We start from the raw sequence: 13,838 nt of genomic DNA, 5'->3' as shown, positions 1-13,838 counted from the left end.
CGGAAGAGTTCGGTCGTCGGGCAGCGCGGGCGAGGGAGAGCGGGGACGGGATGCTGGCGTACGAGCGCATCGGATCGGGCGAGCCCCTGGTCCTCCTGCACGGGATCGCCCACCGGAGGCAGGCGTGGTACCCGGTCGTGGACCGGCTCGCCCCGCACCGCGAGCTCATCCTGGTGGACCTGCCGGGGCACGGCGAGTCCCCGCGCCTGGACACCCGTGGCCGGTCCGCGCCGCAGGCCATGCGGGACGAGCTGCTCGCCCTGTTCGACGCGCTGCGGCTCGACCGCCCCCACGTCGCCGGGAACTCGATCGGCGGGCGGTTCGCCCTCGAACTCGCCGAGGCCGGGGCGGTGCGCAGCGTGACGGCGCTGTCGCCGGGCGGGTTCTGGTACTCCTACGCCGACTTCGTCTACACGTGCGGGCTGTTCGGCACCGTCATGGGCGCCGCGACCGTGCTCGCGCCCCTCGCCAAGCCGCTGACGGCGACCCGGGCGGGCCGCGCCATGCTGTTCTTCTGGATCAACAACCGGCCCGCGGCGGCCGACCCCGAACGCGCCCTCGGCGACTTCCGCGGCCTGCTCCGCGCCCGGACGACGCTGCTGCGGTTCCTCGCCGCGGGCGCGCCGTTCCGCGGCACCGTCCCGGAGGACGTCCCCGTCACGATCGCCTGGGCGCGCCGCGACATGGTGCTGCCGCCCTACCAGGCGCGGGTCGCCCGGAAGTTCGTGCCGCAGGCCGAGCACCTGCCGCTGCCGCGCTGCGGCCACGTCCCGATGGGGGACGACCCCGAGCTCGTCGCGAAGATCATCCTGGCGGGCAGCGAGCCCGGACCGGCCCGCACCGGCACCGCCAGCGCCTCGGCGTAGCGCCCCGCCCGGAGCGCGCCGCGGGCGCACCGCCCGGCGGCCGTATCGTGGGGCCATGACCACTGACACCCCCGCGACCTCCCGTGACCGGCGCCGCGAGGAGCTGCGCGACTTCCTGCGCGGCCGGCGGGCGCGGCTCGCGCCCGCCGACGTCGGCATGCCGGACGCCGGGCGGCGCCGCACCCCCGGGCTGCGCCGCGAGGAGGTCGCGGTGCTCGCCGGGGTCGGGGTGTCCTGGTACACGTGGCTGGAGCAGGGCCGCGACATCAAGGTCTCCGGCGCGGTGCTTGACGCGGTCGCGCGGGCCCTGCGCCTGGACGCGGCCGAGCGCGAGCACCTCTACCTGCTGGCCGGGCTGAACCCGCCGCGCGCCGAGGCGGGACCGGCCGTGCCGATCACCCCGGAGCTGCGGCGCGTCCTGGACGCCTGGCTGCCGCGCCCCGCGTACGTGCGCGACCGGCACTGGAACTTCGTCGCGATCAACGACGCGGCGCGGGCGGTGTTCGGGTACGGCGACGACGACCACAACTGCCTGGTCTCGTTCTTCACCAACGCCCGCTACCGGGCGCAGCACGCGGCGTGGGCCGAGGCCGCGCCCGGCGTCGTCGCCCGGTTCCGCGCCGACGCGGCCCGCTACCCGGACGACCCGGAGTTCGACCGGCTGGTCGCCGACCTGACCGCGGCGAGCCCGGAGTTCGGCGAGCTGTGGGCCCGGCACGAGGTGGCCGCGGACGCCCAGGCGGTCAAGGCGGTCGAGCACCCGGAGGCGGGGCGGCTGGTGTTCGAGGCCACGCTGCTGCCGCTCGCCGACCGGCCGGGGCACTCGCTGGTGCTGCACAACCCGCGGCCGGGCAGCGGGACGGACGCCCGGCTCGAACGGCTGATGAGCCGCGTCCGCCTGGTGGAGGCGAGCTGACCGCGGTCCGGCGCGTCACCTGCGGGGGTTGCGTGTAACCCCCACTAGGGGTACACATGGGGGTAGAGATCGACGACCCCGCAGGGAGCCCCCATGCCCAAGATCAACGTCTACCTGCCCGACGAGCTGGCCCAGGCGGTCAAGGAGTCCGGCGTGCCGGTGTCCGCCATCTGCCAGCGCGCGCTCGACCAGGCCGTGCGCCGGATCACCGCGATCAGGTCCGCCGCGCTCGCCGACCTCACCCGCGAGGACCTGGCCGCCACGTTCCCGAACGTCACCGCCCGCGCCCGCGACGCCATCGCGCACGCGGTCGAGGCGGCCGCGAGCGCGGCGCGGCCCTGGCCGGCACCGGCGACCTGCTCGCCGGGGTCCTCGCCCAGGAGGGCAACCTGGCCCTGCGCGTCCTGGAGCTGATGGAGATCGACCCCGCCGTCGCCCGCGCCCGGCTGGACGGCGGGGACGCGGACGGCGAGGGGGACGTGCCGGGCGGGCCCGGCCGGGGCGACGGCCTGCGCTGGGGCGGTCCCGCCGCCGCCGCGCTGGAGCTCGCCGCGACCGAGGCGATCGCGTCCGGCCACAACTACATCGGCTGCGAGCACCTGCTCGTCGGCCTGGTCACCGAGCCCGACGGGACGGCGGGGCGCGTCCTGCGCGACCTCGGGGCCGAGCAGCGCGCCGTCCGGCGCACCGTCGAGTCGGCCCTGATGGGCTACACCCATCTGCGGGCGCAGCAGGCCGCGACCCAGGGCGCCGCGGGCGGCCAGAACCCGGCGCAGGCCGTCGCGGCGCTCGTCCGGGCCGAGCTCCAGCCGCTGCTCCAGCGCCTCGACCGCCTCGAACGGCACGCCGGGCTCGACCCCGAGGCCCCCGGAGGCGACGCCGACCGGTGACCCGCGCCGATCCACGCCGCGCGGCACCCGCGCGGCACCCGCGCCAGGGTGGTGCTGCCAGACCCAGGATGAGCTGAGTCTGTCTCCAATCGCGGCCAGGGGGCAGCATCGTCCCCACAGGCAAGAACGGAAGGAACGACGATGCGCACTCGCGAATTCGCAGGAACCCAGGTCGGCGCGATAGGGCTCGGCTGCATGGGCATGAGCTGGGCCTACGGGACGTCCGAACGGGACGACACGGCCTCGGCCGCACTGATCGGGGAGGCCCTCGACCTCGGCGTGACGTTCCTCGACACCGCCCAGGTCTACGGCGACGGCGACAACGAGGCGCTGGTCGGCCGGGCCCTCGGCGGGCGCAGGGACGAGGCCGTCCTCGCGACCAAGACCGGCCTGGTCGTCGAGGACCGCGCCACCCTGGCGATGCGCCGGGACGGCAGCCCCGAGCACGTCAAGCGGTCCGCCGAGGCGAGCCTGCGCAGGCTCGGCACCGACGTGATCGACCTGTACTACCTGCACCGCGTGGACCCCGAGGTGCCGCTCGCCGACACCTGGGGCGCGATGGCCGAACTGGTCGCCGAGGGCAAGGTGCGGCACCTCGGCCTGTCGGAGGTCACGGTCGCGCAGGCCGCCGAGGCGCACGCCGTCCACCCGGTCGCGGCGGTCCAGTCCGAGCTGTCGCTGTGGACGCGGGACGCCATGGGCGCGACGAGCAGCGCGGTCGGCACCATGCCGGGCGAGCGCGGCGGCGAGGGGCCGGGCGACGTGGTCGGCTGGTGCGCCGCGAACGGCGCGGCGTTCGTGCCGTTCTCCCCGCTCGGGCGCGGCTTCCTCACCGGCGCGGTCACGACGGCCGACTTCGAGGACGACGACTTCCGGGGCCGCAACCCGCGCTTCCAGGAGGAGGCGCTGAAGGCCAACCTGCGGATCGTGGACGTCGTCAAGGCCGTCGCCGCGCGGCACGGCGCCACCGCCGCGCAGGTCGCGATCGCGTGGACGCTCGCGCAGGGCGACCACGTCCTCCCGATCCCCGGCACGAAGAAGTCCGCCTACCTGCGCGACAACGCGGGCGCGGCCGGCCTCGACCTCACCGCCGCCGACCTGGCCGAGCTGGACGGCGTGCCCGCGCCGGTGGGGGAGCGGTACTGATGCGCGCGATCACCGTTCCCGCGTTCGGCGGCCCCGAGGTGCTGCGCGCCGCCGAGGTCGGGCCTCCGGAGCCGAAGCCCGGCGAGGTCTCGATCGACGTGGCGTACGCGGGCGCCAACTTCGCCGAGATCCTCTACCGGCGGGGCGTGGTGGACGTGCCGCTGCCGTACGTCCCCGGGATCGAGGTGTCCGGCCGCGTCCGGGCCCTCGGCCCCGGCGTGGAGGGACTCCGCGTCGGCGAGCCCGTCGCCGCCCTCACCATCGTGGACGGCGGCGGGTACGCCGAGGTGGTCACCGCCTCCGCCGACCTCGTCGCCCCGCTCGGCGGCCTCGGGCTCGGCCTCGACGTCGCGGCGGCCGTCCCGTCGAACGGCGCGACCGCGTTCCTCGTCCTGGACCGGGTGGCGCGGATCGAGCCGGGCGAGAGCGTCCTCGTGCACGCCGCCGCCGGGGGAGTGGGCAGCCAGCTCGGGCAGGCCGCCCGCCTCCTCGGCGCCGGGACCGTCGCCGGAACGGTCGGCTCCCCGGCCAAGGCGGAGGCGGCGCGCGGCTTCGGCTACGACGACGTGCGGCTGCGCGACGACCCGTACGGCGGGCCGTACGACATCGTCGTGGACATGGTCGGAGGACCCGCCCGCCAGCGGAGCCTGGACGCGCTCGCGCCGATGGGCCGCCTCGTCGTGATGGGCAACGCGTCCGGCGCGGACGACGTGGCCGTCGCGGCGAACGAGCTGTGGTTCACCAACCGCACGGTGTCGGGGTTCAACCTGGCGGCGTTCTCCGCCGCCGATCCGGCGGGCGCCGGGCGCGCGCTGCGCCGCGCGCTCGCCGCCGCCGCGTCCGGCGACCTGCGGGTCCAGGTGGAGGCGCTGCCGCTGGACGAGGCGGCCGAGGCGCACCGCCGCATCGAGTCGGGCGCGACGACGGGCAAGCTCGTCCTCGCCGTCAACCCCTGACGGCCCGGCGGGCCCCGCCTCCGGGCGGGGCCCGCCAAGCCCTAGGGGACGCGGGCCACGGCGCAGAGCATGGACACGTCGCCGATGGACGGGCTCGCGCCGCGCGGCCCGTCCGGACGCCACTCCAGGACGGAGGTGATCCCGGGTTCGAGGACGTCCAGCCCCTCGAAGAACCTCGCGAACTCGTCCCGGGACCGTAGCCGGAACGGCACGCCGCTGCGCCGGTTGGCCTCGTCGTTCACCTCGCGCTCCTCGGGCGTGAGGTGGTCGCCGGTCGCGTGCGTCATCACCAGGTGGCTGCCGGACGGCAGCCGCGACAGCAGGTGCCGGACGATGCCGTACGGGTCGTCGCCGTCCTCGATGAAGTGCATGATCGCGACCAGCATCAGCGCGACCGGCCGGGTCAGGTCCAGGGTCCGGTGCAGGTCGGGATGCCCGGTGATCTTCTCGGGTTCGCGCAGGTCGGCGTCCAGATACGCGGTCGCGCCCTCGGGGCTGCTGGTCAGCAGCGCCCGCGCGTGCACGAGCACGATCGGGTCGTTGTCGACGTAGACGATCCGGGCCTCGGGCGCGATCTCCTGCGCCGCCTCGTGCACGTTGCCCGCCGAGGGCAGCCCCGTGCCGATGTCCAGGAACTGGCGGATGCCGGTCTCGCCCGCGAGGTAGGTCACGGCGCGCCGCATGAACCGGCGGTTCTCCCGCGCGGCGAGGTGGACGGTCGGGAACGCCGACGCGACCACGTCGGCCGACTCGCGGTCGACCGCGAAGTTGTCCTTGCCGCCCAGCCAGTAGTTGTACCGGCGCGCCGGATGCGCCTTGGACGTGTCGATGCCGAGCGGGGGCCGCTCGGCGCTCGCGGCGTTCTCAGAGTCCACGTCGACCTCTCGAATCGGCCCACCGGGGGAACGGAATGGAGCGGTCCCCGTACGTTCCGATCACATTTCTCCGGTAACGGTGAACCGGTGGCGTCCTCATATGAAACTGGTTCATGATCGTACCCCGTGCGGCGGTGACGATCGGAGAGGCGACCCACGTGGACCTGTTCTACAGCCCTTATGACTTCGGAATTCAGAATGATCCGTACCCGGTGTACGCGAGGCTGCGCGAAGAGTCGCCGGTTTATCGGAACGAGGCCGACGACATTTGGGCGGTGTCACGGCACGCTGACGTTCTGTCAGCACTGAAGGATTCGGCGCGGTTCTCCTCGGTGAACGGACTGCGCATCGAACCGGCGTTCTGGGGCCCGGACGCGGAGCGGTTCTTCTCGTTCGTGGCGATGGACCCGCCGAAGCACACGCGGATGCGCGGGCTGGTGTCGCGGGCGTTCACCCGCAAGCGCGTCGAGGCGCTGGAGCCCCGGCTCCGGGAGATCGCGCGCGGGCACCTGCGGCCGCTGCTGGAGGCCGGGTCGTTCGACCTGATGCGCGACTTCGCGGCGTGCTTCCCGACCGACGTGATCTCCGAGCTGGTCGGCGTCCCGGAGCGGGACCGGGAGCTGGTCCGCGACCTCGGCATGGCGATCATGTACCGGGACGAGGAGTCCGGCGACCTGCCGCCCGAGGCGCTGGAGGCGATCGGCAGGCTCGTCGGCTACTACACCGAGCTGACCGTCGAACGGGCCGGAAAGCGCCGCGACGACCTGCTGTCCGGGCTGCTGGACGCGTCCGAGGGCGACGACCGGCTCACCCCCGAGGAGATCGTCGGGGTGCTGATCCTGCTCGTCGGCGCGGGCATCGAGACGTCCATGCTGCTGCTCGGCAACGCCTGGCACGCCGCCTGGCGGCACCCGGAGGCGCGCGCCGAGGCGTTCGCCGGGCGCGTGGACGACTGGATCGAGGAGACGCTGCGGTACGACCCGCCGACGCAGGCGCTCGCCCGCAGCACCACCGAGGCCGTCGAGCTGCACGGCGAGACGATCCCCGCCGGGGGGCGGGTGCTGCTGCTCACCGGGTCGGCCAACCGCGACCCGGAGGTGTTCGCCGACCCGGACCGGTTCGTCCTCGGCCGCGACACCGGCGCGTCGCTGGCGTTCGGCAACGGGCGGCACCACTGCCTCGGCGCGAGCCTCGGCCGGCTGGAGGCGCGCGTCGCGCTCAGTGAGATCGTCGCGGCCGTCGCCGACTTCGAGCTGGACGAGGACCGCGCCGAGCGCGTGCACTCGTCCAACGACCGCGGGTTCGCGTCGCTGCCGACGACCGTCACCCCGCGCTGACGTCCCCGGGAGGGGCGGCGTGCCGCCCCTCCCGGATCACTCCGCGACCAGGTACGAGCGCTGGGCGGCGATCGCCTCGGCCGCCCGCGCCACGATCCCCTCGATCAGCTCCGCGCACGTCGGCAGGTCGTCGATGACCGCGACGGCCTGCCCGGACGCCATCACGCCGAGGTCGGGGCGGCCGTCCACCATCGCCGCCTTCAGCAGCATCGGGGTGTTGGCGGCCATCAGCACCTGCGACCACGACAGGTCCTTGCCGTGCTTCATCGCCTTCCCGTCGGCGATCATCGCGCGCCACGACATGCCCGACAGCTTCCTGAACCGCGCGCCGTTCCGCACGGCCCGCGCGAGGCCGCCGACGCGCCCGGACCGTTCGAGCGCGTCGACCAGCTCGCTGCGCAGCACGCGGTGCGGCATCCCGTCCACCTGCCGGGTCACCACGGTCTCGCGGGTGCCGAGGTAGACCCGCTTGACCTCCTCGGGGACGGAGGAGTCGGACGTCAGCAGGAAGCGGGTGCCCATCGCGACGCCCGCCGCCCCGTACGCGAGCGCGGCGGCGAGGCCGCGCCCGTCGAAGAAGCCGCCCGCCGCGATGACCGGGATGTCCACCGCGTCCACGACCTGCGGCAGCAGCAGCGTCGTCGCGACCGCGCCGGTGTGCCCGCCGCCCTCGCCGCCCTGCACGAGCACCGCGTCCGCGCCCCAGGCCGCGACCTTCTCCGCGTGCCGCCGCGCGCCGACGGAGGGGATCACGACCACGCCCGCGTCCTTGAGCCTGGCGATCAGCTCCTTCTTCGGCGCGAGCGCGAACGAGGCGACCTTCACGCCCTCCTTGACGAGCAGGTCGATCCGCTCGCCCGCGTCCGACGCGTCCGCCCGCAGGTTCACCCCGAACGGCGCGTCCGTCCGGTCCTTCACCTCGTGGATCGCGTCGGCGAGCTGCGCGGGCGTCATCGTCGCCGACGCCAGGATCCCGAGCCCGCCCGCGTCGGCGACGGCCGTCACCAGGCGCGGCCCGGCGACCCAGCCCATCCCGGTCTGCACGACCGGATGCCGTACCCCGGCGAGCCGGGTCAGGGGCGTGTCGAGGACCCGCCCGCCGGTCACGAGGGGACCTCGCGCTCGCGCAGCCCCTTCGGGTCGAGGACGTCGCGCATGATGCGCAGCTCCTCGGCGGTCGGGAGCCGCGTCTCCGGGACGTCGCCGGGCACGGCCAGCTCGAACCCGGTGTTCTGGACGACCTCGTCCACGGTCACGCCCGGATGCACCGAACGCAGCCGCATCCGCTTGTCCGGCGTCGCGAAGTCGAGCACGGCGAGGTTGGTCACCACCACGCGGATCTCGTGCGCGCCGTTGTCGTGCCCGACGCCGCTGACGAAGTCGACCTTGCCGGTGAACACCCGCGGCGAGTGCTTCGGCACCCAGTAGCTCGTGGTGTTGAGCAGGGTGTTGCCGGGCCCGCCGCGCACGCCGAGGAGCTGCCGCTTCGGCCGCTCCCAGTCGCCGATGCACGAGATGTTGGTGTTGCCGTACGGGTCGATCTGGCTCGGCCCCATGATCACGTGGCGGCGGCCGTTCAGCACCAGCCACAGGTGGTCGCGGAACGGGAGCCAGCCCTCCACCTCGGCCGCCGCCGCGCCGAGCGGCACCGCCTCGGCGCTCAGCGAGGGCCCGCCGTCGGTGGTCAGCAGGTCCGGCTCGAACGTCGAGCGCGCGAGCCGCGAGCCCAGCATCGGGACGAACCCGGCGACCGCCGCCGCCACGATCTCGCCGTCGCCGCGGAACGCCTCGGCGCACGCGACCGCGCACACCTCCGCCCTCGTGGCGGTGACCGTGCCGCTCGTGCCGTTCGTGCCGCTCACTTGCCCTCCTCCCGCCACGCGCGGACGGCGTCCTGGTAGGCGGCCTCGTCGCCGGACAGGAACCGCTCGCGGAACTCCGCCCACTTCTCCGGGTCGCCCGCCGCCTGCGCGTAGTGCCGCTGGAACGCCTCGTCCCGCCCGTGGTCGGGCGAGCAGTCGGTGAAGTGGCCGCCGTTCGGCGCCTCCACGACCCCGGCCACCTGCGCGCGGCTGATCAGCAGCGACTGCACCGGGCCCTCCTTGAGCAGGTCGCCGGTGTCCACGAGCCGCTCGCACGAGACGTACGTGCGGTCCGCCGCCTTGGCGTACAGGTCGTCCATGTACGGGTCGGGCCCGAGGTACTGGGCGTTGCCGCGCGCGTCGGCGCGGTTCATGTGCACGAGCGCGGCGTCCATCTCCAGCGCGGGGACGGCGACGAGCTCCCGCCCGTCCGCGTACGGCGAGCGGACCGTCCTCAGCTCCGGGTTGACCCGCATCACGTCCGAGCCGAGCCCGGCCGGGGTGGGCAGGAACGGCAGGTTGTGCGCCGCCGCGTACAGGCCGAACATGAACATGCCCTCGTCGTACTCGGTCAGCTCGACCGCCCCGTCCTGCCGGGCCCGCCGGAAGTGCGGCTCCAGCGGCACCGAGTCGAGCGTGACGAACGCCGTGACGAGCCTGCGCACCTTGCCGTACGCGCACAGCAGCCCGACGTCCGGCCCGCCGTACGACACGACCGTCAGGTCCGTCAGCGGGGACCGGCAGATCGCGCGGACGAGGGCCATCGGCTTGCGCCGCGAGCCCCAGCCGCCGATCCCGAGCGTCATCCCGCTCTCCAGCGACCCGACGACCTCCTCGGCCGTCATGACCTTGGACATCAGCGCGCCCCCTTCCGCACGAACGCGTCGCGGTGCTCGTCGCCCGCTCCGACGAGGTTGAGCTCGAACGTGAAGCCCTGCTCGTATCGGTAGCTGCGCTTGACGTCGACCGGGTCGATCCCGTTCAGCGACTCCTTGGCGCGCCGGATCACGTAGGGGTCCTTGGCGGCGATGTTCTCCGCGACCCCCATCGCCGCGTCCCGCAGCCCCTCCGCCGGGACGACCTCCAGCACCGACCCGTGCCGGTGCAGCTCGTCCGCGCCGACGTTGCGGCACGTGTAGACCATCGCGCGCATCAGGTGCTGCGGGACGAGCCGCGCGAGGTGCGTCGCGGCGCCGAGCGCGCCGCGGTCCACCTCGGGGAGCCCGAAGTACGCGTCGTCCGAGGCCACGACGATGTCGGCGTTGCCCGCCAGGCCGATCCCGCCGCCGAGGCAGAACCCGTGCACGGCCGCGACGACCGGGACCTCGCAGTCGTACACCGCGGCGAACGCGGCGAAGCAGCCCCGGTTGGCGCCGACCAGCGCGCCGTGCCCCTCGCTGCTCTGCATCTCCTTGATGTCGACGCCGGCGTTGAACCCGCGGCCCTCGGCGCGCAGCACGACGGCGCCGACCCGCGGGTCGCGCCCCGCCGCCGTGACCGCGTCCGCCAGCTCGAACCAGCCCGCCACGGTCAGCGCGTTGACCGGCGGCGCCGCCACGACGATCTCGGCGACCCCGCCCTCGTGGGTCGTGGTGGAGACTCCCATGCGCTACCTTTCCACCAAACATTTGTTAGAACAGAACGGTAGCAGAGGGGAGAGACGTGCTGACGCTGGATCTGAGCGGCCGGACCGTCGTGGTCACGGGAGGCGTCCGGGGCGTCGGCGCCGGCATCAGCCGGTCCTTCCTGGAGGCCGGCGCCGACGTGGTCGCGGTCGCCCGGCGCGAGCCCGAGACCCTGCCGGAGGCGAACGGCCGGACCGCCCGGTTCGCCTCCCTCGACGTGCGCGACCCCGACGCGGTCCAGGCGTTCATGGACGGCCTGGACCGGCTCGACGTGCTGGTCAACAACGCCGGCGGCGCGCCGTTCCTGCCCGTCGCGGACGGCCCGCTGCGCACCCATCTCAAGATCCTCGAACTCAACCTGAGCGCGCCACTGATCATGGCCCGCGCCGCGCACGCGGTCATGGACCGGCAGCCCGAGGGCGGCTCGGTCATCATGATCGGCAGCGTCTCCGGCGCGCGGCCCTCGCCCGGCACCGCCGCGTACGGCGCGGCCAAGGCCGGCCTCGCCAGCCTGACCACTTCGCTCGCCGTCGAGTGGGCGCCCCGGGTGCGGGTCAACAGCCTCACCCTCGGCATGGTCCGCACCGAGCAGACCCACCTGCACTACGGCGACGAGGACGGCGTGCGCGCCGTCGAGCGGACCGTCCCGCTCGGACGGCTCGCCGAGCCGTCCGACGTCGGCGCCGCCTGCGTGTTCCTCGCCTCGCCGCTCGCGGCCTACGTCACCGGCTCGGCGCTGCTCGTCCACGGCGGCGGCGAGCGCCCCGCCTTCCTCGACGCCGCCACCGTGAACCAGGACGCCACCGTGAACAAGGAGGACCCCAAGTGATCTGCAAGGACCGTGTCGTCGCCGTCACCGGGGCCGGGCGCGGGCTCGGCCGCGCGCACGCGCTGGAGTTCGCCCGGCAGGGCGCCGCCGTCGTGGTGAACGACCTCGGCGTCGCCCGCGACGGGACCGGCGAGGCGTCCGGCGGGCCCGCCCACGACGTCGTGGCGGAGATCGCCGCGCTCGGCGGCCGGGCCGTCGCCAGCACGCACGACATCGCGACCGACGCGGGCGCCGCCGCGCTCGTCGCCACCGGCGTCGAGGCGTTCGGACGGCTCGACGTGCTGGTCAACAACGCCGGGTTCCTCCGCGACCGGATGCTCGTCAACCTGGGCGAGGACGAGTGGGACGCCGTCATGCGCGTCCACCTGAAGGGGCACTTCCTCCCGCTCAAGCACGCCGGCCGGTACTGGCGCGGCGAGAGCAAGGCGGGCCGCCCCGTGGACGCGCGCGTGGTCAACACCTCGTCCGGCGCGGGCCTGCTCGGCAGCGTCGGCCAGGGCAACTACTCCGCGGCCAAGGCCGGGATCGTCGGCCTCACCCTCGTCGCGTCCGCCGAGCTCGGCCGCTACGGCGTCACGGTCAACGCCATCGCGCCCGCCGCCCGCACCCGGATGACCGAGGAGGTCTTCGCGCAGACGATGGCCGCGCCCGCCGAGGGCGAGTTCGACGCGATGGCCCCCGAGAACGTCTCGCCGCTCGTCGTCTGGCTCGGCTCGGCCGACTCGGCCGGCGTCACCGGCCGGGTCTTCGAGGCCGAGGGCGGCCGGATCTGCGTGATGGACGCGTTCCGCCACGGCCCCGCCGTCGACAAGGGCGCCCGCTGGGACCCCGCCGACGTCGGCGCCGCCGTCAAGGACCTGCTGGCCCAGGCCCCCGCGCCCGAGCCGGTCTACGGGGCGGGCTGACCGCAAGCGGAGCCGGCGGCCCCCCGGCTCCGCACAGCGGCCCGCGGCGGGGACGGTTCAGCGGGGGCGGTAGTCCCGCAGGTAGCGCGCGACCTTCTCGGTGTACGGCCGGTACTTCGCCGGGACGCCGCGCGACTGGACGACCCGCTTGGACGACGTCCGGTACATCGCCGCCAGGTTGAGCGCCGGGTCGCCGGGGACGCCCTTCAGGTCCTTGCCCCAGTAGCACAGGTAGCGGCCCATCGCCGGGATCGACAGCTCGGGCGTGATCTGCGCGGGCTTCGGCTCGGGGTTGTTGAGCCCGCCGGGCTGCCAGAACACCAGCACCTTCGGCGTCCACCGCGCGATCCCGTACTCGTCCATCCGCGGATCGGACAGGTGCGGGTCGAAGCCGCTCTCCGCCTTCAGCATCGCGGCGATCAGCGCCGGGCTCAGCCCGTCCATCCGGCACCACGTGCCCGCCTGGACGATCAGCGGGCGGTACTGGCGCGGGACGTCGGACTCGGCGCGCAGCCAGCGGTCGGGGTCGTTCGCCGCCCGCGCGCCCGCCGCGCCCCTCCCGCCGGACGAGCCGTCCGATCCGGCGAACGCCCAGTACGCGCCGCCCGCGCCGAGCGCGATCACGGCCGCCGCGCCCGCCGCCAGAGCGGCGACGCGGCCCCGGCCCAGGCCCCGCAGCGCGCCGCGTCCCGCGCCCGCCGGGGGCGCCTCCGGCAGCGGATCGGTGTCGATCTTGCTGGTGGCCTGCGACAGGGCCCGGCCGAACTCCGCCGCCGACGGCCACCGCCGCTCGCGGTCGGGTTCGAGGGCGCGCAGCACCACCGCGTCCACCGCGGCCGGGACGGCCGGCTGCGACTCGCTCGGCGGCCGCCGCGCCTGCCCGGGCGGCTCGCCGGCCAGCAGGTGGTAGGTCAGCGCGCCGAGCCCGTACACGTCGGCGCGCCGGTCCGGGGCCCCGTCGACCTGCGACTGCTCGGGCGCCATGTAGCCGGGCGACCCGGCGGGCAGCGTGAGGCTCGACAGGCGGTCGCCGGTGCGCGCGACGCCGAGGTCGGAGATCATGATCCGCTCCCCGTCCCCGCCGCCGGGCGCCGAGCGCACCAGCACGTTGGACGGCTTCAGGTCGCGGTGCACGATGCCGAGGTCGTGCAGGTCCTGGACGCCCCGGACGATCTCCCGGGCGACGCGCAGCGCCTCGTTGACCGGCAGCGCGCCCGCCGCGAGCCGCTCCTCCAGCGTGCCGCGGTCGGCGTAGGTCATCACGAAGTACGGCCGCCCGTCGTCCAGCTCGCCGATGTCGAACACCTGGACGAGCCGGTGCGAGTCGACCTGGCGCAGCAGACGCGCCTCCTGGACGAACCGCTCCCGCACGTCGGCCCGGAGCGCCCAGTGCTCGGCCAGGATCTTGATCGCGACCGGCGAGTCCAGCTCCTCGTCGCGGCCGAGCCACACCGAGGCGAACCCGCCGGACCCGAGGAGCCGGTCGATCCGGTAGCGTCCTGCCGCGCTCGGGGTCCCCATGTGGCCCCATGATGGGGGATGTCCGCGCCGCCCGGCAGTGCTTTCGGTGATCGAATCGTGGCCCCGCGTCGCGGAATGCCGCCTCCCCGCGGGGCGTTGTACCTGCGTGC

15 protein-coding genes are annotated in these 13,838 nt (G+C 74.8%); 9 read left to right on the top strand and 6 right to left on the bottom strand.

The genetic code is table 11. From position 1 onward, the window contains the following. The first annotated feature begins 50 nt into the window (after positions 1–50). The 6 genes from GEV43_RS44390 (at position 51) to GEV43_RS44370 (ending at position 4,774) form a co-directional block, all read left to right on the top strand. The gene (locus GEV43_RS44390; RefSeq protein WP_160826613.1) at positions 51–866 is read left to right on the top strand and encodes an alpha/beta fold hydrolase; all 816 of its coding nucleotides are present in this window, start codon (positions 51–53) and stop codon (positions 864–866) included. Between the two features lie 55 nt (positions 867–921). Next, the gene (locus tag GEV43_RS44385) at positions 922–1,782 is read left to right on the top strand and encodes a helix-turn-helix transcriptional regulator (RefSeq protein ID WP_160826612.1); all 861 of its coding nucleotides are present in this window, start codon (positions 922–924) and stop codon (positions 1,780–1,782) included. A 93-nt stretch (positions 1,783–1,875) separates the two neighbouring features. Further along, the gene (locus GEV43_RS52875; protein WP_241684516.1) at positions 1,876–2,196 is read left to right on the top strand and encodes a type II toxin-antitoxin system CcdA family antitoxin; all 321 of its coding nucleotides are present in this window, start codon (positions 1,876–1,878) and stop codon (positions 2,194–2,196) included. Beyond that, positions 2,196–2,672 carry a Clp protease N-terminal domain-containing protein gene (locus GEV43_RS52870; RefSeq protein WP_241684515.1) on the top strand — a complete coding sequence of 159 codons (477 nt, stop codon included), beginning with the start codon at positions 2,196–2,198 and terminating at the stop codon, positions 2,670–2,672. Before GEV43_RS52875 ends, GEV43_RS52870 begins: the two co-directional genes overlap by 1 nt. Positions 2,673–2,813: 141 nt before the next feature. Next, a complete protein-coding gene (locus tag GEV43_RS44375) occupies positions 2,814–3,818 on the top strand; it encodes an aldo/keto reductase (RefSeq protein WP_160826611.1) in 1,005 nt (334 codons plus the stop codon). Further along, positions 3,818–4,774, top strand: coding sequence for a zinc-binding dehydrogenase (locus GEV43_RS44370; protein ID WP_160826610.1), 957 nt, complete (start codon positions 3,818–3,820; stop codon positions 4,772–4,774). Before GEV43_RS44375 ends, GEV43_RS44370 begins: the two co-directional genes overlap by 1 nt. A 41-nt stretch (positions 4,775–4,815) precedes the next feature. On the opposite strand, the gene GEV43_RS44365 is transcribed toward GEV43_RS44370, so the two are convergent. Next, entirely contained in the window at positions 4,816–5,649 is an 834-nt protein-coding gene (locus GEV43_RS44365) for an SAM-dependent methyltransferase (RefSeq protein WP_160826609.1), read from the bottom strand. Positions 5,650–5,762: 113 nt separating this feature from the next. Here GEV43_RS44365 and GEV43_RS44360 point away from each other — a divergent pair, with 113 nt between their 5' ends. Further along, a complete protein-coding gene (locus tag GEV43_RS44360; protein WP_175251213.1) occupies positions 5,763–6,986 on the top strand; it encodes a cytochrome P450 in 1,224 nt (407 codons plus the stop codon). Between the two features lie 36 nt (positions 6,987–7,022). Here GEV43_RS44360 and GEV43_RS44355 read toward each other — a convergent pair whose 3' ends face one another. The 4 genes from GEV43_RS44355 to GEV43_RS44340 are packed head-to-tail and all read right to left on the bottom strand — an operon-like array spanning position 7,023 to position 10,454. Continuing rightward, complete coding sequence (locus GEV43_RS44355; protein ID WP_160826608.1) at positions 7,023–8,093, bottom strand: nitronate monooxygenase family protein; 1,071 nt, start codon at positions 8,091–8,093, stop codon at positions 7,023–7,025. Beyond that, complete coding sequence (locus GEV43_RS44350; protein ID WP_160826607.1) at positions 8,090–8,848, bottom strand: CoA-transferase; 759 nt, start codon at positions 8,846–8,848, stop codon at positions 8,090–8,092. The genes GEV43_RS44355 and GEV43_RS44350 overlap by 4 nt, the downstream gene beginning before the upstream one ends. Then, positions 8,845–9,705 (bottom strand): CoA transferase subunit A, encoded by an 861-nt coding sequence (locus GEV43_RS44345; protein WP_175251212.1) that lies wholly within the window; start codon positions 9,703–9,705, stop codon positions 8,845–8,847. The genes GEV43_RS44350 and GEV43_RS44345 overlap by 4 nt, the downstream gene beginning before the upstream one ends. Further along, entirely contained in the window at positions 9,705–10,454 is a 750-nt protein-coding gene (locus GEV43_RS44340; RefSeq protein WP_160826606.1) for an enoyl-CoA hydratase family protein, read from the bottom strand. The genes GEV43_RS44345 and GEV43_RS44340 overlap by 1 nt, the downstream gene beginning before the upstream one ends. A gap of 56 nt (positions 10,455–10,510) precedes the next feature. Here GEV43_RS44340 and GEV43_RS44335 point away from each other — a divergent pair, with 56 nt between their 5' ends. Together GEV43_RS44335 and GEV43_RS44330 are read left to right on the top strand one after the other, a co-directional pair. Then, on the top strand, positions 10,511–11,302 hold the full coding sequence (locus tag GEV43_RS44335; RefSeq protein WP_160826605.1) for an SDR family oxidoreductase: 792 nt from the start codon (positions 10,511–10,513) through the stop codon (positions 11,300–11,302). Then, positions 11,299–12,207 carry an SDR family oxidoreductase gene (locus GEV43_RS44330; RefSeq protein WP_160826604.1) on the top strand — a complete coding sequence of 303 codons (909 nt, stop codon included), beginning with the start codon at positions 11,299–11,301 and terminating at the stop codon, positions 12,205–12,207. Before GEV43_RS44335 ends, GEV43_RS44330 begins: the two co-directional genes overlap by 4 nt. 57 nt (positions 12,208–12,264) lie before the next feature. Here the strand turns inward: GEV43_RS44330 and GEV43_RS44325 are convergent, their stop codons facing one another. After that, entirely contained in the window at positions 12,265–13,728 is a 1,464-nt protein-coding gene (locus tag GEV43_RS44325; protein ID WP_160826603.1) for a serine/threonine-protein kinase, read from the bottom strand. Between the last annotated feature and the right edge of the window lie 110 nt (positions 13,729–13,838).

The organism is Actinomadura sp. J1-007 (assembly GCF_009793335.1).
GTDB classification, from domain to species: Bacteria; Actinomycetota; Actinomycetes; order Streptosporangiales; family Streptosporangiaceae; genus Spirillospora; species Spirillospora yumaensis.
Note: the sequence above shows the minus strand (reverse complement) of the source record. Positions and strands in the feature narration are given on the sequence as shown.

Bases quoted from the DNA above. Each gene is read 5' to 3' on its own strand.
- GEV43_RS44340 (WP_160826606.1), bottom strand. From the start codon at position 10,454: ATGGGAGTCTCCACCACGACCCACGAGGGCGGGGTCGCCGAGATCGTC.
- GEV43_RS52870 (WP_241684515.1), top strand. From the start codon at position 2,196: ATGGAGATCGACCCCGCCGTCGCCCGCGCCCGGCTGGACGGCGGGGAC.
- GEV43_RS44325 (WP_160826603.1), bottom strand. From the start codon at position 13,728: ATGGGGACCCCGAGCGCGGCAGGACGCTACCGGATCGACCGGCTCCTC.
- GEV43_RS44360 (WP_175251213.1), top strand. From the start codon at position 5,763: ATGATCGTACCCCGTGCGGCGGTGACGATCGGAGAGGCGACCCACGTG.
- GEV43_RS44345 (WP_175251212.1), bottom strand. From the start codon at position 9,705: ATGTCCAAGGTCATGACGGCCGAGGAGGTCGTCGGGTCGCTGGAGAGC.
- GEV43_RS44385 (WP_160826612.1), top strand. From the start codon at position 922: ATGACCACTGACACCCCCGCGACCTCCCGTGACCGGCGCCGCGAGGAG.
- GEV43_RS44370 (WP_160826610.1), top strand. From the start codon at position 3,818: ATGCGCGCGATCACCGTTCCCGCGTTCGGCGGCCCCGAGGTGCTGCGC.
- GEV43_RS44390 (WP_160826613.1), top strand. From the start codon at position 51: ATGCTGGCGTACGAGCGCATCGGATCGGGCGAGCCCCTGGTCCTCCTG.
- GEV43_RS52875 (WP_241684516.1), top strand. From the start codon at position 1,876: ATGCCCAAGATCAACGTCTACCTGCCCGACGAGCTGGCCCAGGCGGTC.
- GEV43_RS44375 (WP_160826611.1), top strand. From the start codon at position 2,814: ATGCGCACTCGCGAATTCGCAGGAACCCAGGTCGGCGCGATAGGGCTC.